The following is a 19,528-nucleotide window of genomic DNA, read 5'->3' as shown; positions in this document are numbered from 1 at the left end:
ATGATTAAATGGAATATAAATATGAACGAGGAATACATATTCATTATATTGACCCAAAAAATGGAACAGATAATGATATAGCCGATTACTGGTACTTTATTGAAAATTAAAAGATTAAGGTGTTGTGATGAAAAAAGAATTCGAACTTCATGCTTTTGATGAAATATTAGATGATATTAAATATTGGTATTTGGAAAATTTGAATAAAAAAGAAATGTTTTGGCAGTGCGCACAATATAATTTTTTATTTCGCGCATTACAGGAAAGTTTCAAAAATGAAAATGGCGACCCAGCCTTTGGTGGCGATTATAATTATCGTATGCAAGCCTATTTTGAAGAGGCTATTCAAGCTCGAGTTAAATGTCATGGCATGCCAAGTTGGGCGAAGTTAAAGGGAAAAATATTAGTATTTGATGTGCACTCATCAATGTTTGACGGTTTGGGTGAAAAAGAAACAGCTGGCTTTATAGATGGTTGTGACACTCCACCTCCTGAGTTTTGGATTCATTTCGATGGGGAAAACCTATATTCATTTATTCCAAATGAGCTCACAAATATTGTCGACCTAGCAATAGATATTTCGATGAGTGGCTCATTGGAATGGTATACGAATGTGATTGAAATTTAGTGTAAGGGCCACTTATCCGACACTTAATTCACTCTGAATCGAAATATTTGATGTTAATAACTTATGAATCGGGCAGCTTTCCGCGACTTTTAATAAACGCTTATGCTGATCCTCGGTAAATTCACCTTTTAAGATAATTTTACGTTCAATATTATTTTGACCTGATTCAGGCTCACCATTAGGATTTAAGGCTAAATCGACCTGCACATGCTCAAGTTTAATCCCTTTATGATTGGCATACATTTCTAGAGTAATGGTCGTACAGGCACCTAAAGCCGACAGTAAAAGCTGAACTGGGTTAGGTGCTGTATCTTGACCACCTTTATCTGTAGGTTCATCTGCATACCAAGTATGACCAGCAGGGTCTGTCAAGCTAACGCGATAAGGTGTGGATGTACTGAGTGCTTGTGCTGTATGTGTCATGTTTTACCTTGTTGTTTATCGTGAAGTATCTAAATCAAAATATACCCATTGATCATGTGAGCTTGTCGATCAATTGTCCAGTATCGAATAGTCTTATGATATTGATTTTTGATAAGCGCTGTAACGCTTTTATTGTTGCACTGGTGAAACATATCGTTTTATAAAGACTAGTGAATAAAAATACTTGATCTATACACTAATCACTATATCAAACAAGGATACGAAAAATGCAATTTAAAACATTAAGCCTCGGTTTAGCAGTCGCTTTAGCTAGTTCGGTAACTTTGGCTGCACCAGTCGACTATAAAATTGACCCAACCCACACAGCAACTGTATTCAGCTGGAATCATTTTGGTTTCTCTACACCAAGTGCAAATTTCACTGATATTCAAGGGACAATTAAAGTTGATACTGCAAAACCTGCAAATTCATCTGTGGAAGTAACAATTCCTTTAAGCAGTGTAAATACTAATGTTGCTGCTTTGGATAAAGAGTTCCAAGAAGAAGCTTGGTTTAATGCAGCGAAATACCCGAACATTACTTTCAAAAGTACTAAAGTAGAAACCAAAGATAAGAAACACTTCAAAATTACAGGTGATTTAACCGTGAAAGGGGTAACAAAACCTGTGGTATTAGATGCTGTACTGAATAAACAAGGTGAGCATCCAATGGCGAAAGTACCTGCAATTGGTTTTAATGCTACAACAAGCTTTAACCGTTCTGCATTTGGTATCGGCAACTACGTGCCGAACGTAGGGGATAAGATCACTGTAAATATTACAACTGAAGCAACTGCTGCGAAGTAATATCACATTGAATAAAGAGCCTAGATTATGATCTAGGCTTTTTTATGGTTATGATGGTCAGATTTATTAAAATACTAATATTGATATAAAATAAGAATACTAATAAGTCATTCGATAAAAAATTAGCTATGTTTTATTTTGGATCTACGTTTGGATTGGTAAATATAGCGAATGGAGTCGACCACTTCACCAACAAAAATACATTCTTCATCTAGAGGAATGATATTGGGCTTGAATTCTGGATTCAATGCTTGTAGATATCTTGAATTATCGGTTTCGATCACTAGACGCTTAAATGTCGCATCTTCATGCTTTCTCACCACAATCATGTCACCCGATTGCATATCGCTATATTGCACGGTAGGGTCAACTAAAATGTAATCACCCTCATGAAAGACAGGATAATTACTCAGACCTTGCACTTTTAAATAAAAGCAGTCATCACAATCATCAGGTAGAGGCAGCCATTCCTCAATTTGTGTGATATCAACCGATTCAACATTGGTAAATACACCCGCTTGTACCCAAGAGAGTACAGGCGCCATATTGGCCTTTACGGCGGTGATGTTGGAAATATCATCTTGGCTAGATTCTTTCGGCATGGCCGTACCAAGACCTGTTTGTAGCCAATAGGCATCTACACCCAAAAAATTAGCAATCGAGGGTAAATGAGATGAGGAACTGACCAGTCCGGTCTCAAGCTGGCTGAGGGCTGATTGGGTAATGCCTACAGCAGCAACCACATCTTTTTGAGACTTCTTGGCTTTTTTTCTTGCTTCTTTGAGCCGATCTTTAAGCATTTTAATGCACCTTAAATCAATAAATTAAGAATATTAGCAAGCTAATGTGAAGTCAAATTAGTATTCTTATTGAATTAATATTAGTTTACTAATATAATTGACCTATCCATGAAGTTATAAATGCTAGAGGTGCGGTATGAACAAACTCATCAATCCAAACATGCATATTAAGCAGAATTTAAATGCAGAAATTGAAGCATGGTTGGCTCAAGGTAATGCAATCACAACGATTCAAAATAACTATGAACAAAGATTGAAAGCAAGACCAAGCCATGTTGCAACGTTTGTATCTCAAGAAAAAACACAAAAAGAATTAAAGCGGCTCGAAAGAGTTGCGAAGCAGGCTACAGAAGATCAAATCCAGATGTTCAGTGCTTGGTTGGATGAGCAAAAGGGGCGAGCGAAAGCCTTGGTGAACGTTTTAGGTTGTGCACATAGTTATATTTCTCAAATTAAAAGTGCAACCAGACCTTGTACTAAAACACGATTTGAAGAAATTTATCAGGCAATGAAGCTTGTAGAAGTCAGGGAAAAATATCACTAAGCACATCAAACTTGAACTTAAAGTAAGTGCTCGATGAATACTGAGAAATAACATAAGACTTGGTTTATTCAATTTACATTTTATAAAACATGAATCAAGCCCAAAATGAAATGACATTGGATTAGGTGACGATATGAATGCAAGTATTGCAAAGTTTGAAAAATTTGAATGGTTGACGCAGGGTTTAACACTACGCTCAGCGGGTTTAGAGCCATTTATTCGTGGGACAGGCGATCGTCCTTTAAATTATGAAGATCGTTTAGGTGCAATCGCATCAATGAATACACAATTGGCAAAGTCGGTGACAGCGCTGATTGTATTTGAGCATAGAAGCAAGAGCGATTATGACTATGTTCGCCAGTATTTGGCAGACCTTTTTATGGAACAAGCCGAGCGAGATAAAAAACGTGAGCCAGAACGTATTGCGATGTATCACTTGGCTTGGTTAGTGGCGCGGATGGTATTGGATTTTGTGCTAGATCCTGAGTTGGAGGAAAACTATACAGCAAAAGGGCGTCTTGCTTATGCAGGTATTCATCGACTACAGATGAATGTCGAGAGTTATAGAAAGACATGGAAGGGTTATGAAAGCTTAATGATTCAGACGATTGAAATAGCTATCTATGAGGCTGAAACCACAATTGAACAATACCGGAAAAATACTTACAAAAATATGCAGGCTTAGGGATTCCATTATTTCGGAAACTAGGCTATAGTTTTTATATACTGGTCGTATTACATTTGACTTCGACCAAATTGAAAAGCTCACATCTAGTGGGCTTTTTTATTGCCTAAAAAACTCGGTATCCGTCAGGAGCCGAGTTTTTTTATATCTGAAGAAAAGCAATCGTCCATTTAATTTTATAGCAGGGTGCTTTAAAAGCCACTCAATAACTCAAGGTGATTAAAATGAATTGTATCAATAATATGATGTTGGGTTCTTTTTCAATTAAACACTTAGACATTCTTTCTTATGCAGATATTGTACCTGCGGTCATGCGTACCACAGCAGATCGATCTGGTATGACGTATATCCATGGAAATGATCAACTCGGTTCAATAAAAATAACAGAGGTAGTCGATGGATCTTTCGCTATTTCAGCCTATTTCCAAGCGCAAAAAGGTCGATTTTCATTTACTCATGCAAGCACGATTAACCGATCAATTGTGATTTTGGGTGTGGATCATGAGCCTAAAAGTAACGTAACCGTGAACAATATTGAGCAGGGCTTTGTTATTAATACTTATTTTGATGCAGGTAAATTCGTAGTGGTGTTGGGGGACTTTAATAGCTTAAATAATGTCACTTATATCCAAGAATCCCCATCTCAGAACCCAATTGTGACATTTGAAATCATAAGTGCTCAATCGATGAATATTTATATTGATTATGCGTTTGTGGGGACATGGCATTCGAATAATGCATTGAGATTGCCTCAATATTATCAAATCGTTGCGCAAGAGGGTTTAACCCAGCTTGATTTTGATTTACGCGAAGCTTATGCGAGCTTGAACTATAAAATGCCCGCTGAACTTGAAGATGGCATCTATTATCACTTAACCAGTCATGGTGAAATCTTGGGTTCAGAAGTCAAGGTTGGAGACTTTGTTCAATTTCATGATCAGCAAAGTTGGATGCTGCATTATCCACAATCCGTATAAATTCAATTTTTTATAGAACCAAGGGGTGATTATGGTGGAAAAATGAAAAACAAATCTACACAAGCGAGGTCTTAACTTTAAACAAGTTGAGGCCTTTTTTAATTATGGAGGACAAAATGACAGAGGTTGTTTCAGCGGGTGCAGGGATTGCAGCCGTGATTAAATCCTATGGCGTATTTTTTATTATCGTTATGGCACTGAGCTTTATGTTTTTAGCATGGATGGTGGTGATTATGACAAGGTTACCCAAGTCTCGACGTGAATGGGTGGTTTCACTTATTTCAACAGCCGTTGGCAGTATTGCAGGAGGTGCTTTTGTGATTCAGCATTTTGGCTTGCAAGCCTGGAGCGAAAATGCTTATGGCGCATTCGCATTAGGTGGCTTGTATTTTCTGTGTGGATTACCCGTTTGGGCAATTATTCGCTGGACTTTTAACTATATTAATGCCAGAGAAAACGCCACCATTTTAGATGTAGCAAAAGAGGTGAAAGACTTTAAAGACAAATTTTAAATAATAGATTCAATCCAATGCCGCCTTCGGGCGGTTTTTTATTATAAAGAGGAAAAAGACATGACAATAATACAAGATGGTTTCAATATTTTACGCAACAACTTTGGCAAGTTGAGTCAATCCCAAGTCGATGGCATCAACTTCCTCGTCTCGGTACTGGCTGGAGAGCAAACAATTACATCTGCTCAAGCTGCTTATATCTTGGCAACAGCTTGGCATGAAACAGCCAGAACCATGCAACCTGTGATCGAGTACGGTTCTGAAAAATATTTAAAATCTAAGCAGTATTATCCCTATATTGGCTATGGCTATGTGCAACTGACTTGGTTGGCAAACTATAAGAGAATGGGGGATTACTTAAAAATTGATTTAGTGAAAAATCCAAAATTGGCTTTACAAGCTGATATTGCAGCGCGTGTCATGATTGTCGGTATGAAAAAAGGGATGTTTACAGGCAAAAAGCTCGAAAATTACATCAATCAAGATAAAAAAGACTATATCAATGCGCGACGAATTATTAATGGAACAGATAAAGCCGAGCTGGTCGCAGGTTATGCAGAAATCTTTGAGCAAGCGCTGCAAGTTTCCGAAACAATGGTCATGCCTGATTAAAGTGCAGAAGTTCATTCCATATTGTTATGAACTTCTGTCTCGTCATTTAGCAGTTAGCTTATGCAGTCGCATTAAATGCATCTACATAAACGACTTCACCAGTGGGGATGTGTTCAGTAAATGGCAAGATTTGAAAATATTCAGCAAGTACACCTTGCAAAACAAGTCTTGCATCTGCTTTAAAGCCAAATTTACTGTAATAAGCTGGATCGCCCAGTAAAACACAACCCATAGCATCTAAATCTTTGAGTGCTTCAAGGCCAGCATGCATCAGTTTTGCGCCAACGCCTTGACCTTGATATTCAGGTAAAACTGAAATTGGCCCTAAGCCATACCAACCTTTGCTTCCATCTGAGATTTTCACAGGGGAAAATGCAATATGTCCAATCAGTTTATGGTTACTGATCGCAACCAAAGATAAACTCAATTGGCCTGAATTACGTAAAGCATTCACAATAAATTGCTCTGTATGACTGGAATGCTCTACAGTCTCGAAAGCCGCTTGAGTTAAATCGAAAATACTTTGAATGTCTGTTGGCCGTTCATCACGAATGTGTATATTCATCTTTATTTTCTCTTGTGTTTCCTGATTTAGGATGGCTCGAATCTGCTTAAGAGCAGGGGTGGCTTGAGTATATTTTTCACCATAACTAAGATTAAATGCATAATCGAAATTAACGGGGTTAATACCTTGATTGTGTTGCAAAATGGTCTCTAACTTATCCAATGCTTTAACTAGTCTGGCTTCAGCTGTTTTTGCATCTTCATATTCTTGCCATAATGCTCGAATCAAATTTTTCGTGTGTTCATCAAGACATTCGGTCAATTGATCAAGATCTTGTTTTTCCTGCTGATTCTTCGTTGGAAATTGATCTTTCATAATGGCTGGAATATCACCATGAAGAGCTTCACCCAAGTCATGAATCAGGCACATTTTTAGTGTCTTCTCGAGATTAATGTCCTCGAATTGATCTGCAAAGGTCATTGCCATTAAACATAAGCGCCAACTATGTTCGGCTGTACTTTCTTGGCGACCATTTGAAGTATGTGAAAATCGCAGCACATTTTTTAGTTTTTCCGCTTCTCGTAAAAAAGCTAAGCGGTTTTGAATTACGTCTAGTTCCATTTTCTTTCTCAAAATAAACCATATGTAATTTGGATAAACCCGATCTAAGATTAGATTGATAGACATCATCTAAGTACAACCAAGGATTTATCCAAACCTATGGTTGTGTGTTAACGATTGTCTAACTGTGGGCGTACTGATCTAAGCCCATGTAAATTAATTTGATAGGGCTGTCCATTAATGGATTTAATCAGTTTTTTCTTTCTTAGCTTATTAAAAACGGCAAGGTCGCAATCGGACAGCAAGAAACCTTCACGGCTATAGCACTCTACAGCAATGGTTTGACCTGAGTCATCACGAAGTTTTACGATTTTTCCGCCTTTAGCTAAGACGTGCAGTGTCCGTTGTTCGGACTTAGATAAGTTCATGTTGTTATCCAGATAGAAATAATCAGAGGCAAAGTTAGGCTTAAAGCCCAAAAAATCGCGCAGATAACCAATTTCAATGTGCTACTGAAATTTGGTTACCAGATTACTGCTATCTCCAACATAGAACCCTCGATAAGGATGGGATACGAAATGTATCGAAGAAAATATTAATGCAAGCTGAGTGAAAAATCAATCAATTGCTGGAAAAACGTTTTAAGGATCGTGTGACAATTATTTTTTTGAATGCTTTTGTTTGAGTTGTAAGTAAGCAGGTACGGATTTTTTGGCTTGCCGACGTAACATCATTTTGATGTATAGCACGATTGCAAAGCAGGCAGTAGCTACAGTGAGCATTAAACCGTTCATATAACTCATAACTGAACTGACATAGCCAATAGTGGCAAGACGACGCTGCATACGTTCAACTTGAGTGCTGGATTCAACACCTGTAATCGCCCAAGTACATAAATGTTCACAGTTGTTAATGATGAGATGGTAGTGGTTTTCGTGCATGCGTGAACGCATACGCCGTACCACTGTTTTGGCTTTGTAGCGTGGGGATGGATAATTCCTGATGTAAATTGGCTTATCACGTGCAAAACGTTGGATAGAAGTCATTTCAATGGGATGCTTTTTAAAGATATGGGCAAATCCAGAATAATGAATGACTCGACCACGACCTGCATAAATGCCGTGGTGACTATAACCAAAGTGTTTTACGATCAGATGTGCGCCAATTGGAAAGCGTGGATGTCTTTGCTGCATGTGGATACAAGGTTATTGTATTTACCCTATTATTTTAGTGAAAAAATGTGAATCAATCGAGCTTATTTGTTCCACTAAACCGATGATTGTGTGTGGTGTTTGTATCTGTCATTCAGCCTTGAGCTTTGCTATGAGAAAATAGACAAAATTGATCTTAAATATTTACCATGATGAAAAATTGGCTACTGTTCACTTTTACATTTTTAGCTGCCTCCACTCCTTATGCAATGCAGCATCAAACCATTCAATTTAAGCAACAACACTATGATGTCATCAAAGTCGAACAGCTGGATCAATTACAATTATTTTTAAAAAGTCCTAAAACTAATCGCTACTACCAAAAGTTTGCCGCGATTCAAAAAGCGATACCTGCTTGTGAGCAACTCAGTTTTGCCATGAATGCAGGGATGTATCATGCAGATTCTCAACCTGTAGGTTTATATGTCGAAAATGCTAAAGAGCTAGCGAAATTAAATGAGGCACAGGGCTTTGGTAATTTCTTTATGCAGCCGAATGGGGTGGTGGCGTGGAATGATCATCGTGCTGTGATTAAAACGACTGCTGATTATAAGCATGATCAATTTAAAGCGCAGTTTGCAACACAGTCAGGGCCCATGTTGATCTATAAGGGCAAAATCAATAGCCAGTTTCTCGCTGATTCGAGCTCATTAAAAATTAGAAATGGGGTGGGGATTAAAGACAATCAGTTGTATTTTGTGATTTCACAACAACGGGTGAGTTTTTATCAATTTGCACAATTTTTTAAGCAGCAATTGAAAATCGACAATGCTCTGTATTTGGATGGTTCGATTTCAAGTTTGTATTCAGCACAAACTAAACGACATGATAAAAATTTTAACTTAGGACCAATTGTGGCAGAAGTGAATAGAGAGAAGTGTAAGTCGTATTGACTCCCTAATCTCTTAATCAAAAGAGATTAGGGAAAGCTTATTTTTATTGGATTGGCGGGTTGATCATCGCAAGTAATTCTTTGCGGCTATAACCTCGGGAAATCAGTACTTTTTTGATGCCTTTAATCACATCTTCATCTGTTGCTTTGACTAAAGCATCCAACAGTTGTTCATTGGTTTTGCAAGAACAATCATTTTCAACGCAAGAAGTTTGGTTCTTGTGTTCGTTATATTGTTCATCTGCATTGAACAGTTTTTGCCAAAAACTCATAGAGCCTTCATATACAACCTAACATAGCTCGAAATATAGCCGCTTTAAAATAAAATACAAGTCAGCTTAAGTGATAAAAGCAGCAGTTGAACTTCAATTTTTTCGATGAGACTTTTAAAGTTTAACGAAATTATGACATTTGGATGACTTGACCTTTGAAAAACATCACTTTTTTATAAATATACTTTGAGAAAAAATAAAGGGTTACTGGAACCCTTTATATAATATTGTTACGTTGAAATAATTTGTTTAAATCTTTTCAAGTAAAACGCCTGATTCCACATGATGGGTAAAAGGGAATTGATCGAACATGGCAAACTTCACAATGCGATGGGTTTGACTGAGTGTTTTTAAGTTGTCATGCAGGGTATCTGGGTTGCATGAGATATATAGAATACGTTCAAAACCTTGTAATAGGTTAAGTGTTTCATCATCGATGCCTGCACGCGGCGGATCAACAAAAACCGTGTCAAAGTCGTAGCTTTGCATGTCGATTTCAGCTTCTTGCAACCGTCTAAATTCACGCTCACCTTGATAAGCTTGAGTGAATTCTTCCGCAGATAAACGAGCAACTTGAATGTTCTCAATCTGGTTTTGCTCAATGTTCCATTGTGCCGCGTAGACGGAAGACTTGGCCAGTTCAGTTGCGAGTACACGCTTAAATTTCAAGGACAGTGGTAAGGTAAAGTTACCATTACCACAGTACAATTCTAACAAGTCTTTTTGGGATTCTTGCGCAGCATCGCAAGCCCATTCCAACATATGCTGACACACTTGAGCATTAGGCTGAGTAAAGCTGCTTTCGATTTGTTTATATTTAAAGGTGCGACCGTGAACATTCAGTTGTTCAACCACATAGTCATCACCAATAATCACTTTTTGGCCACGGCTACGACCCATGATTTTAATATTCAGTTTTTCAGCGAGCGCTTTGGCCGCTGTTTCCCATTCAGCATCTAATTTACGGTGATAAATCAGAGTAACTAGCATTTCTCCACTTAGGGTTGAGAGAAAGTCTGCTTCAAAAACTCGTTGTGATAGAATCGGGACTGCTTTTAATTCTTCTAATAGGCGGGGCATTAAATCATTAATGCTTTGATCCGCGATGGGAAATGTATCCACGCGGACAACTTCTTTTTGCTTACCATCTTCAGCACGTTCAAACATGGCGTAGAACAGATCATCTTCTGTATGCCAGATGCGAAATTCTGCTCGCATACGGAAATGTTGTTCAGGCGATTGAAACACTTCTAAAGCAGGTGGATTGAACGGGGCAAATTGTGCGGTAATGCGTTCAACTTTCTCTTGAAGTTGCTGCTGGTAAGATACGGTCATAAAAAAGAAAACTACAGCTGAAATCTAAACGGGAATGGTATCAAAAAAGTGCAATCAGGTGCAGGAAATTATGATACTCACTTATTTATATGCTTAACCTAGGGCGGCGAGTACAGATTGGATAAAATCTGCTTTAATTTGCCGATATTGATCTTGAGATAAGCCAACACATCTTTGTTTGAGCTGATTATATTGTTGGATCAGGCTGGGTGAGTTTCTTAATAGATCCCGAAAGGTGATGAAATTGCAAAACTCTGAACCTGTCACCACGATTTGCAATGCCACATCATGTTGTTGTGATTCAAACATACATAGCTCATGGGTACGCAATGTATCAAGTTTTTCTTTAAAGTTAAGCCGTTGTAATTGCTGAATAGCGTCAATGAAGCGATGAGCGGGAACTTCGATATAAATATCAAGATCACCTTTTGAAATTGCATTGGGAATGGCAGATGAACCAATATGCTCAATAACGGCAAAAGGGATGGGCGGCTGGATCTTATTTTTATAATCGTCAAAAAGCTGAGTGCAGTTGGGTTGATATTCAGGAGCTGAGAAAAAATGCATCTAAATAGTCTCATTTTTATAATAGGAATAAGGTGATCTAAAAAATAATAAAAAACCCGAACCATGTAAACATGATTCGGGCTGGGATGAGGAACGTTTAAAGTTCCGCAAGAGATTTAAAATTAATCTTCAGATAAAGTCATTAAACTCGCGTTACCACCAGCTGCAGCGGTATTCACACTGATTGCACGTTCGATAACAAGACGCTCTAAAGGAATTTGCTCATTGGCTTGTAACTGAGTAATCCCGACAATCGCACCTGAACGAGCAGCAACTTGTGTTTGCAAGTTTTGCAATTGCTCAACAGAACCGTGATGAAGCACTGCATCAAACGCATCTTTTTCAACACTTGAAATCACAGTGATTGCATCTAACACATCTTTTGGTAAAGACGCTTTGTGTTTTGCCAAGAACGCATTGTCTTTCAACACAGCCGCAGTACTGCTGACGGAGAAAATCGCAAGTAATTGCTGTAACTGGCTTGCTTCATCATTGGCAATCGACAGCACACGGTGACGTGGTAAGATAATGTATTGGTTGCTTTCACCCGTTGGGCCTTGCAGCTCGTAGAACTTACCTACACCAAATGCTGGGATTGTAGTAATTGCTTGCGGCATGTTTTGGTTTGCCCAAGACAATAAGCTTTGATAAGCAACATTTGATACAGCATCAAACTGAGAGATTTCAGCTTTCACCGCAAATGGGGTTGCCAATACTTTCTCTGAACAATGCTCCATTAAACGGTACATATAAAGCGGACCACCTGCTTTCGGACCTGTACCCGATAAGCCTTCACCACCAAATGGTTGAACGCCTACAACAGCACCCACGATGTTGCGGTTGATATATAAGTTACCCACCTCAGCACGTTGGATCACGGTATTAATGGTTTCATCAATACGTGTGTGTAGGCCCATGGTTAAGCCATAGCCTTTAGCATTGATACGGTCGATCAATTGCTCAAGCTCACCATATTTATAAGTGATGATGTGCAAGACAGGACCAAAGACTTCACGTTCTAGATCATCTAGGTTTGGTAATTCAATCGCTGTTGGCGGAACAAATGTACCTTGTGTAAGTGCTTGTTGGCTTACTGCATCGTTAAACATCAATTGATGAACAGGATAGCCCTTAGATTTCATCTTTTGAATGTGCGTATCAATGGTCTGTTTTGCTTCAGTGTCGATTACAGGCCCAATGTCAGTTTTTAGGATTGCAGGATTACCTACGATCAACTGTTGCATCGCACCTTTCAACATTTTAATCACGGTTGCAGCGCTGTCTTCTTGCACACATAAGATACGAAGTGCAGAACAACGTTGACCCGCACTGTCAAATGCAGAGCTTACAACATCAAGAACCACTTGTTCAGTCAACGCAGATGAATCAACGATCATCGCATTTTGACCACCTGTTTCCGCGATTAATGGAATTGGTTGACCATTTGGAGATAAACGTTTTGCCACAGTTTTTTGCAGAATTTTTGCAACTTCAGTCGAACCTGTGAACATAATGCCTTGAATACGATCATCTTGGCTTAATTGCGCACCAACTGTTTCACCACGACCAGGAAGAAGTTGAACAACGCCGTGCGGTACACCAGCTTCCCAAAGCATTTCAACGGCTTGTGCTGCAATCAATGGTGTTTGTTCAGCAGGTTTGGCAATCACACAGTTACCGCTCACCAATGCCGCTGCAATCTGACCAGAGAAAATCGCAAGAGGGAAGTTCCATGGGCTAATACACAATACGGTACCTAATGGCTTCACTTGTGCATTCGCAGGTAAAGCTTCGATTTGAGTTGCGTAGTAACGTAAGAAATCTACCGCTTCACGGACTTCGGCAATGGCATTGGCATAGGTTTTACCACTTTCGCGGCAAAGTAATACCATCAATTCTTGAATGCGTGCTTCCATCAAGTCAGCAGCGCGTTTTAAACAAGCAGCGCGTTCAACTTTATCGGTTGCAGCCCAGCTTTGCTCAGCTTGTACTGCAGCTTCTAGTGCCAGTTGTACATCAGCGCTGGTCGCTTCATTGACATAACCGACAACTTCGCTATTTTGTGCAGGGTTTGTAATTGCAAGTGCATTACTTTGGTCATGTACTGTTGAGTCGAAACCAAGTAATGGTGCACTTTTCCAAATCTGACTACGCAATTTCTGTGCAGTCGCATCCAAGTCTGCTAATGGTTGATCGTTATTCAGATCAAAGCCATTTGAGTTTGGACGTAATGGGTAAAGATCATGCGGAAGTGGAATCGCAGGGTGTTTTAAGCCAAGCTGACCTTCGTCTTTTGCAGAAGTTTGAATATCTTTGATTGGAGACTGAATTAGGTCTTCAACTTTTAAAGTCTTATCTGCAATACGGTTTACGAACGAAGTATTGGCACCATTCTCAAGTAAACGACGGACTAAATAAGCCAATAAAGTTTCATGGTTACCAACAGGCGCGTAAACACGACATGGAACACCTAACTTGCCATCTTCTTTTGAACCAACAACTTGCTCGTACAATGGCTCACCCATACCGTGCAAGCATTGGAACTCGTATTGACCTGGATAGTACTTACTTGGATCAGCAAGGTTGTAAATAGTTGCAAGTGATTGCGCATTGTGTGTCGCAAATTGTGGGTACACTTGGTCTGGTGCAGCAAGAAGTTTTTTCGCGCAAGCGATGTATGACAAATCCGTATGAACTTTACGAGTAAACACAGGGTAGTCCGTCATACCATCAATTTGTGCTTTCTTGATTTCGCTGTCCCAATATGCACCTTTCACCAAACGGATCATCAGGCGTTTGTTACTGCGTTTTGCAAGGTCAACGATGTAATCCACCACGTAGAAACAACGTTTTTGATAGGCCTGAATAACGAAACCGATGCCTTTCCAGTTCGCAAGTTTCGGTTCGAAACATAAGCGCTCAAGTAATTCGAGTGAAATTTCTAAACGTTCAGATTCTTCAGCATCGATGTTTAAGCCGATATCATATTGTTTTGCCAAGCACGCAAGTTCGAAGACTTTGTTGTAAAGTTCGTGGTGAACACGTGCAATTTGCGCACGTTGATAACGTGGATGCAAAGCAGATAGCTTGATTGAAATACCTGGGCCATCATAAACACCACGACCGTTCGATGCCTTACCAATGGCATGAATCGCTTGTGTGTAGTCATTGTAGTAGCGATCTGCGTCATGTTCAGTCAGTGCAGCTTCACCCAACATGTCGTATGAATAACGGAAACCTTTGTGTTCAAATGGTTTTGCATGCTCAAGCGCTTCTTCGATGGTTTCACCCGTAACGAATTGCTCACCCATCATACGCATGGCAACGTCAACCGCTTTACGGATGATACCACGACCACTACGTGCTAAAAGACCAGTCAAAACACTCGATAAGCTGGTTTGCTTCGGTGTTTCCATTAACTTGCCTGTTAACATCAAGCCCCATGCAGCAGCGTTGACGAACATCAGGTTACTTTGACCAACGTGTTCCTTCCAGTTACCTTGGTTGATTTTGTCGCGGATCAACAAATCACGTGTTGCTGTATCTGGAATACGAAGCAATGCTTCTGCCAAACACATCAATGCGACACCTTCTTGTGAGGAAAGTGAGAATTCTTGTAGAAGGCCTTGAACGATTCCTGCTTTACCCGCCGAGCTTTTACGTTCTCGTAAATTATGCGCTAGGCTAAAAGCAAGTTCATAAATTTTTTGATCAAGTTCAGGGGAAATGTTTGCAGCTTCAGCAAGTACAGCGACTGCTTCAGGCTCTGCGCGTCGCCAAGCCGTATTAATGCGTTGCTCAAACTCACTTTTTTCTTTAAATTCGGTAATATAACCGTCGATGTGAGCTGTTTCCATTTGTGCGGGAGTATCCAATGTATTCATACTAAATTCCAATAACAATCTCTAGAACATATTGAGTAGAGAGGTTTAGATAATTTATGATTACAGAATAAATCCCGAGTAACTCACTATAATTTACCCATTTTTTAGAGGAAAATTCAGTTGAATGGCCCTATTTATACACTAGATCGAACCGATCTAAAAATTCTGGATATTCTTCAAGCAGATGGGAGAATTTCTAATAGTAAATTGGCAGAATTAGTGAACCTTTCACCGACTGCGGTGATGGCACGTGTTCAGAAGCTGACCAAGGATGAATTTATCTTGGGATATGAGGCAAAGCTTAATCCGAATAAGCTGAATGCGAACTTTTTAGTGTTCGTGGAAGTGTTACTTGATAAGACTACACCGCATGTTCTGGATGATTTTATTGATGCGGTGACGCAATATCCTGAGATCGTGGAATGCCATATGGTCAGTGGTGGGTTTGATTTCTTGATTAAGCTGCGGAGTGCCGGAATGGAGGAGTTTCGCCGTATTGCTGGGCAAATATTGTGGCAACTCCCGGGTGTGAAGGAAACACGCAGTTATCCTGTGATGCAGGTGGTAAAAGACAGCTCTAAAATAAAAATTAAATCAAAAACAAAATTTTAACTAAAAGAAAAGGGGCTCGAAAGCCCCTTAAATTTTTATCAGAATTATTTCATTTCACGTGCATAGATTTCATCAGCTTGTTCAAAGCGACTGGTTACAGCAGCATTTGGTGCTTTACCAAGTAAGCTCACTACAACGATGCTGATCAAGGCAAAAACGAAACCTGGAATAATTTCATAGATGCCCGTGTAACCGAAGAAGTTTTTCCATAGGATTACAGTCAAAGCACCCACAATCATACCCACCAATGCACCGTTTAACGTCATACGTTTCCAGAACAATGAAAGAATAATCAATGGACCAAATGCCGCACCAAAACCAGCCCAAGCATAAGCAACTAAGCCAAGAACTTTACTCTCAGGGTTTTGTGCAAGAACGAGGGCAAGCATCGCAACTGCAATCACCATTGCACGACCAATCCAAACCAACTCTTTCTGAGATGCATTTTTACGGATAAAGCCTTTGTACAAATCTTCGGTTAAAGCACTTGAACATACCAGAAGCTGACAGCTTAACGTACTCATGATTGCAGATAGAATCGCAGCAAGGATCACACCCACAACCCAAGGGTTGAATAGGATCTTGGTGAGTTCCATAAATACCGTTTCAGGGTTAGCTGTTACTGCTGCTGCAAATTCAGGATGCATTTGGAAATAAGCAATGCCGATAAAGCCCGAACCCACTGCACCTGCTAAGCATAAAATCATCCAGGTCATGCCAATACGGCGTGCAGCTGGAATTGATTTTACTGAATCAGCTGCCATAAAGCGGACAAGGATATGCGGTTGACCAAAATAGCCGAGACCCCAAGCTGCAGCAGAAAGAATCGCAACAACGCTTAAGTTTGTCGCAAAATCAAATGCATGTGGACGTACACTTTCAACAACCGCAGTAAACTCTTCCATACCAATGCCTAAAGACATGTAGGTCACGATTGGAAGCAGCAATAATGCAAAAATCATTAAGCCTGCTTGGAAAGTATCAGTCCAGCTGATTGCAAGGAAACCACCGATACAAACATAACCAATGGTTGCAAAAGCACCTAACCATAAGGCTGTGCTATACGGCAAATGGAATAATGTTTCGAATAAACGTGCACCAGCGACCATGCCAGAAGCACAATAAATCGCAAAGAAAACAAGAATAATCAATGCAGATGTGACGCGTAAGATTTTCTTCTGATCATCAAAACGACCAGTAAAATAATCTGGTAAGGTGAGGGCATTGTTTTGTACTTCAGTGTGTACACGTAAACGTCCTGCAACCAAATACCAGTTTAGCCATGCACCAATAATTAAACCGATGGCAATCCACGATTCAGATAAGCCAGTTAAGTAAATAGCGCCAGGTAAACCCATGAGTAACCAACCACTCATGTCTGATGCGCCCGCAGATAAAGCGGTTACAAAACTGCCTAGACTTCGGCCTCCAAGAATATAATCGTCAAGGTTTTTGGTAGAAAAATAGGCGTATAAACCGATGCCAAGCATGGCCAGGATATAGACCACGAATACAACAACTGTGGGATTAGAAAAATTCATAATGGATGCCTGTCCTTACATATCCATAATTTGCAATCACACCTGAATAGCTAAAAAATCATTGACTATTCTTGGGATTGATAAGGTCACAGATTCAAGCACAAATGATTTTTAAAATACTGTTATGTTTATGTATTTAATTTGTATGTTTTGTGTAATTTAAAATAAGTGTATGAATCTTAATTTTTTAATTCAAAAAATAGGGTTTTTTTTCATCAAAATATGAATAGGTAATGTTCAAAAAAAACTCAAAATGTATACAGAAGTTACAATTCATAAAATGTACATCTGTAGATTAAGTTGATTCAGTTAAAAACTAGGCAAAAATTCAGACATATAAAGTTACAAAAGCTACAATCTAGAGAAATACCATTATAAAAAAATATAATCTTAAGCGCTTTTGCTAATGAAAAGTCAGTTGCAATCTTTCATATTAATCCATTGCACCATTAGGGTGCATTGTCTGAGAGAAATGGAAAGTGGAAACGGTTCAAACGGCAACGATAAGAATAGAGCATGATTTGCTCGGTGCGAAAGAAGTTCCAGCAGAATGTTATTATGGAATTCATACTCTACGCGCCATTGAAAATTTTAAGATCTCCTCACAAAAAGTTGGGCAAAATGCTTATTTTATCCGCGCTTTAGCACAGGTAAAAAAAGCCTCGGCTCAAGCGAATTTAAGCTTTGGCAAACTCACTGAAACTCAAAGTCTGGCAATTCAACATGCCTGTGATGTGCTCATCACTGATACAGAAAAATGGCAAGATTCCTTCCCAATTGATATTTATCAAGGTGGAGCGGGCACTTCAATTAATATGAACACCAATGAAGTGATTGCCAACATTGCGTTGGAGTCATTAGGTCATCAAAAAGGTAAATATGAGGTGATCCATCCCAATGATCATGTCAATAAATCCCAATCGACCAATGACGTATACCCAACAGCGCTTCGTCTATCAACCTACTGTTCTTTAGATGCTTTGTTCACACAAATGGACAAGCTAATTACCTCATTTGAAAACAAGGCGATCGAGTTTCGTTATGTGTTAAAGATGGGGCGCACTCAATTACAAGATGCGGTGCCCATGACGTTGGGGCAAGAGTTCCGTGCTTTTTCAACTTTATTAAAAGAAGATGTACGTTTAATCAAACGGACTCGTGAATTATTGCTTGAAGTGAATTTGGGCGCGACCGCAATTGGCACTGGTGTAAATACACCAAAAGGTTATGCCATCAAAGCCGTTTCATGTTTAAAAGAAATTACAGGCTTGAATCTAGTGGGTGCGGAAGATTATGTTGAAGCAACCAGCGACTGTGGTGTATTCATCATTTTATCGAGCGCCTTAAAGCGTCTTGCGTGCAAGCTTTCAAAAATCAGTAATGACTTACGTTTACTGAGTTCAGGTCCACGTACAGGATTAGGTGAAATTCAGTTACCTGAATTGCAGGCCGGTTCTTCGATCATGCCAGCAAAAGTAAATCCTGTGATTCCTGAAGTGGTCAATCAGATTGCATTTAAAGTGATTGGTAATGATTTAACCATTACTTTTGCGGCAGAAGCGGGGCAATTACAACTCAATGTGATGGAACCTGTGATTGCAATTTCATTGAATGAATCGATTGAATTATTGACACATGCCATTCTAAGCTTGGATGAAAAGTGTGTGCGTGGCATCAAAGCAAACGAACAAGCATGCCATGATGCAGTCATGCGTAGTGTGGGGATTATCACTTTACTTGATCCGCTCTTGGGTCATGCTTTATGTGATGAAATTGGTAAACAATGTATTGCTCAAAATAAAACCATTCAAGAGGTGGTTTTAGAGCGTGGGTTACTGACTCAAGTCCAACTGGATGAGATTTTCTCTTTTGAAAACTTGGTTTCAGAAGTCGATGGCATTCAAGTGGACTATGTCGCTTAAATCCTGAAAATCCAGTTGTGAAAAAGCCCAGTTCAAATCGAATTGGGCTTTTTTTGATTGCACTGAGAATTAATGGATTCGTGAAAATATTTGATCGGGTCGTCATAAGCTTTTATTCCTGTGATCAAGTCAACTGGCATATTACAGATTATTACAGCGTAGGGAGTTGTCTTGTCTAGACGGCTCACCTATGGTCTAAGAGGTGTCTTTAGAACACCAATGCTTAACAACAATAAATA

The 19,528-nt window shown here is 39.3% G+C and carries 20 protein-coding genes; 10 read left to right on the top strand and 10 right to left on the bottom strand.

Annotation, left to right across the window (positions count from 1 at the left end; genetic code table 11):
- Positions 1 to 127 precede the first annotated feature (127 nt).
- A complete protein-coding gene (locus NG55_RS06455) occupies positions 128 to 628 on the top strand; it encodes a hypothetical protein (RefSeq protein WP_065342767.1) in 501 nt (166 codons plus the stop codon).
- 12 nt (positions 629 to 640) lie between these two features.
- Here NG55_RS06455 and NG55_RS06450 read toward each other — a convergent pair whose 3' ends face one another.
- Complete coding sequence (locus tag NG55_RS06450; protein WP_065342766.1) at positions 641 to 1,051, bottom strand: OsmC family protein; 411 nt, start codon at positions 1,049 to 1,051, stop codon at positions 641 to 643.
- 227 nt (positions 1,052 to 1,278) lie between these two features.
- Between NG55_RS06450 and NG55_RS06445 the strand changes: the two genes are divergently transcribed.
- The gene (locus NG55_RS06445; RefSeq protein ID WP_005189293.1) at positions 1,279 to 1,857 is read left to right on the top strand and encodes a YceI family protein; all 579 of its coding nucleotides are present in this window, start codon (positions 1,279 to 1,281) and stop codon (positions 1,855 to 1,857) included.
- Positions 1,858 to 1,979: 122 nt separating this feature from the next.
- Here the strand turns inward: NG55_RS06445 and NG55_RS06440 are convergent, their stop codons facing one another.
- The gene (locus NG55_RS06440) at positions 1,980 to 2,657 is read right to left on the bottom strand and encodes a LexA family protein (protein ID WP_016540420.1); all 678 of its coding nucleotides are present in this window, start codon (positions 2,655 to 2,657) and stop codon (positions 1,980 to 1,982) included.
- A gap of 136 nt (positions 2,658 to 2,793) precedes the next feature.
- Here NG55_RS06440 and NG55_RS06435 point away from each other — a divergent pair, with 136 nt between their 5' ends.
- From NG55_RS06435 to NG55_RS06415, 5 genes are all read left to right on the top strand, one after another.
- Positions 2,794 to 3,201: a hypothetical protein gene (locus tag NG55_RS06435; RefSeq protein ID WP_016540419.1), complete on the top strand. Its 408-nt coding sequence runs from the start codon at positions 2,794 to 2,796 to the stop codon at positions 3,199 to 3,201.
- A gap of 133 nt (positions 3,202 to 3,334) precedes the next feature.
- On the top strand, positions 3,335 to 3,886 hold the full coding sequence (locus tag NG55_RS06430; protein ID WP_065342765.1) for a hypothetical protein: 552 nt from the start codon (positions 3,335 to 3,337) through the stop codon (positions 3,884 to 3,886).
- A gap of 224 nt (positions 3,887 to 4,110) precedes the next feature.
- Positions 4,111 to 4,863, top strand: a complete 753-nt coding sequence (locus tag NG55_RS06425) for a hypothetical protein (protein WP_065342764.1) — start codon at positions 4,111 to 4,113, stop codon at positions 4,861 to 4,863.
- A 116-nt stretch (positions 4,864 to 4,979) separates the two neighbouring features.
- The gene (locus NG55_RS06420; RefSeq protein WP_065342763.1) at positions 4,980 to 5,375 is read left to right on the top strand and encodes a hypothetical protein; all 396 of its coding nucleotides are present in this window, start codon (positions 4,980 to 4,982) and stop codon (positions 5,373 to 5,375) included.
- Between the two features lie 60 nt (positions 5,376 to 5,435).
- Positions 5,436 to 5,987 (top strand): hypothetical protein, encoded by a 552-nt coding sequence (locus NG55_RS06415; protein WP_065342762.1) that lies wholly within the window; start codon positions 5,436 to 5,438, stop codon positions 5,985 to 5,987.
- A gap of 58 nt (positions 5,988 to 6,045) precedes the next feature.
- Here NG55_RS06415 and NG55_RS20530 read toward each other — a convergent pair whose 3' ends face one another.
- The 3 genes from NG55_RS20530 to NG55_RS06400 all read right to left on the bottom strand — a co-directional run bounded on the left by NG55_RS20530 (position 6,046) and on the right by NG55_RS06400 (position 8,246).
- Positions 6,046 to 7,113 carry a bifunctional HD family hydrolase/N-acetyltransferase gene (locus tag NG55_RS20530; protein WP_081408971.1) on the bottom strand — a complete coding sequence of 356 codons (1,068 nt, stop codon included), beginning with the start codon at positions 7,111 to 7,113 and terminating at the stop codon, positions 6,046 to 6,048.
- 110 nt (positions 7,114 to 7,223) lie between these two features.
- Positions 7,224 to 7,481 (bottom strand): YjhX family toxin, encoded by a 258-nt coding sequence (locus NG55_RS06405; protein ID WP_005241091.1) that lies wholly within the window; start codon positions 7,479 to 7,481, stop codon positions 7,224 to 7,226.
- Between the two features lie 231 nt (positions 7,482 to 7,712).
- Positions 7,713 to 8,246, bottom strand: coding sequence for a lecithin retinol acyltransferase family protein (locus NG55_RS06400; RefSeq protein WP_016540412.1), 534 nt, complete (start codon positions 8,244 to 8,246; stop codon positions 7,713 to 7,715).
- A 167-nt stretch (positions 8,247 to 8,413) separates the two neighbouring features.
- Between NG55_RS06400 and NG55_RS06395 the strand changes: the two genes are divergently transcribed.
- On the top strand, positions 8,414 to 9,157 hold the full coding sequence (locus NG55_RS06395; RefSeq protein WP_065342761.1) for a phosphodiester glycosidase family protein: 744 nt from the start codon (positions 8,414 to 8,416) through the stop codon (positions 9,155 to 9,157).
- Between the two features lie 43 nt (positions 9,158 to 9,200).
- Here NG55_RS06395 and NG55_RS06390 read toward each other — a convergent pair whose 3' ends face one another.
- From NG55_RS06390 to putA, 4 genes are all read right to left on the bottom strand, one after another.
- Positions 9,201 to 9,428: a hypothetical protein gene (locus NG55_RS06390; RefSeq protein ID WP_005152392.1), complete on the bottom strand. Its 228-nt coding sequence runs from the start codon at positions 9,426 to 9,428 to the stop codon at positions 9,201 to 9,203.
- Positions 9,429 to 9,677: 249 nt separating this feature from the next.
- Positions 9,678 to 10,763, bottom strand: a complete 1,086-nt coding sequence (trmA, locus tag NG55_RS06385) for a tRNA (uridine(54)-C5)-methyltransferase TrmA (protein WP_065342760.1) — start codon at positions 10,761 to 10,763, stop codon at positions 9,678 to 9,680.
- A gap of 93 nt (positions 10,764 to 10,856) precedes the next feature.
- Entirely contained in the window at positions 10,857 to 11,330 is a 474-nt protein-coding gene (locus tag NG55_RS06380; RefSeq protein ID WP_065342759.1) for a GrpB family protein, read from the bottom strand.
- A 122-nt stretch (positions 11,331 to 11,452) separates the two neighbouring features.
- Positions 11,453 to 15,214: a trifunctional transcriptional regulator/proline dehydrogenase/L-glutamate gamma-semialdehyde dehydrogenase gene (putA, locus tag NG55_RS06375; RefSeq protein ID WP_065342758.1), complete on the bottom strand. Its 3,762-nt coding sequence runs from the start codon at positions 15,212 to 15,214 to the stop codon at positions 11,453 to 11,455.
- A 120-nt stretch (positions 15,215 to 15,334) separates the two neighbouring features.
- On the opposite strand from putA, the gene NG55_RS06370 reads away from it, so the two are divergent.
- A complete protein-coding gene (locus NG55_RS06370) occupies positions 15,335 to 15,826 on the top strand; it encodes an Lrp/AsnC ligand binding domain-containing protein (protein ID WP_004653132.1) in 492 nt (163 codons plus the stop codon).
- A gap of 44 nt (positions 15,827 to 15,870) precedes the next feature.
- Here NG55_RS06370 and putP read toward each other — a convergent pair whose 3' ends face one another.
- Positions 15,871 to 17,367, bottom strand: coding sequence for a sodium/proline symporter PutP (gene putP, locus NG55_RS06365; RefSeq protein WP_065342757.1), 1,497 nt, complete (start codon positions 17,365 to 17,367; stop codon positions 15,871 to 15,873).
- 479 nt (positions 17,368 to 17,846) lie between these two features.
- Here putP and aspA point away from each other — a divergent pair, with 479 nt between their 5' ends.
- On the top strand, positions 17,847 to 19,289 hold the full coding sequence (aspA, locus tag NG55_RS06360; RefSeq protein ID WP_065342756.1) for an aspartate ammonia-lyase: 1,443 nt from the start codon (positions 17,847 to 17,849) through the stop codon (positions 19,287 to 19,289).
- The last annotated feature ends 239 nt before the right edge of the window (positions 19,290 to 19,528 follow it).

This window comes from Acinetobacter gyllenbergii, assembly GCF_001682515.1.
Taxonomy (GTDB): Bacteria; Pseudomonadota; Gammaproteobacteria; order Pseudomonadales; family Moraxellaceae; genus Acinetobacter; species Acinetobacter gyllenbergii.
The sequence above is the reverse complement of the archived record's forward strand: the minus strand, read 5'-3'. Positions and strand labels throughout refer to the sequence as shown.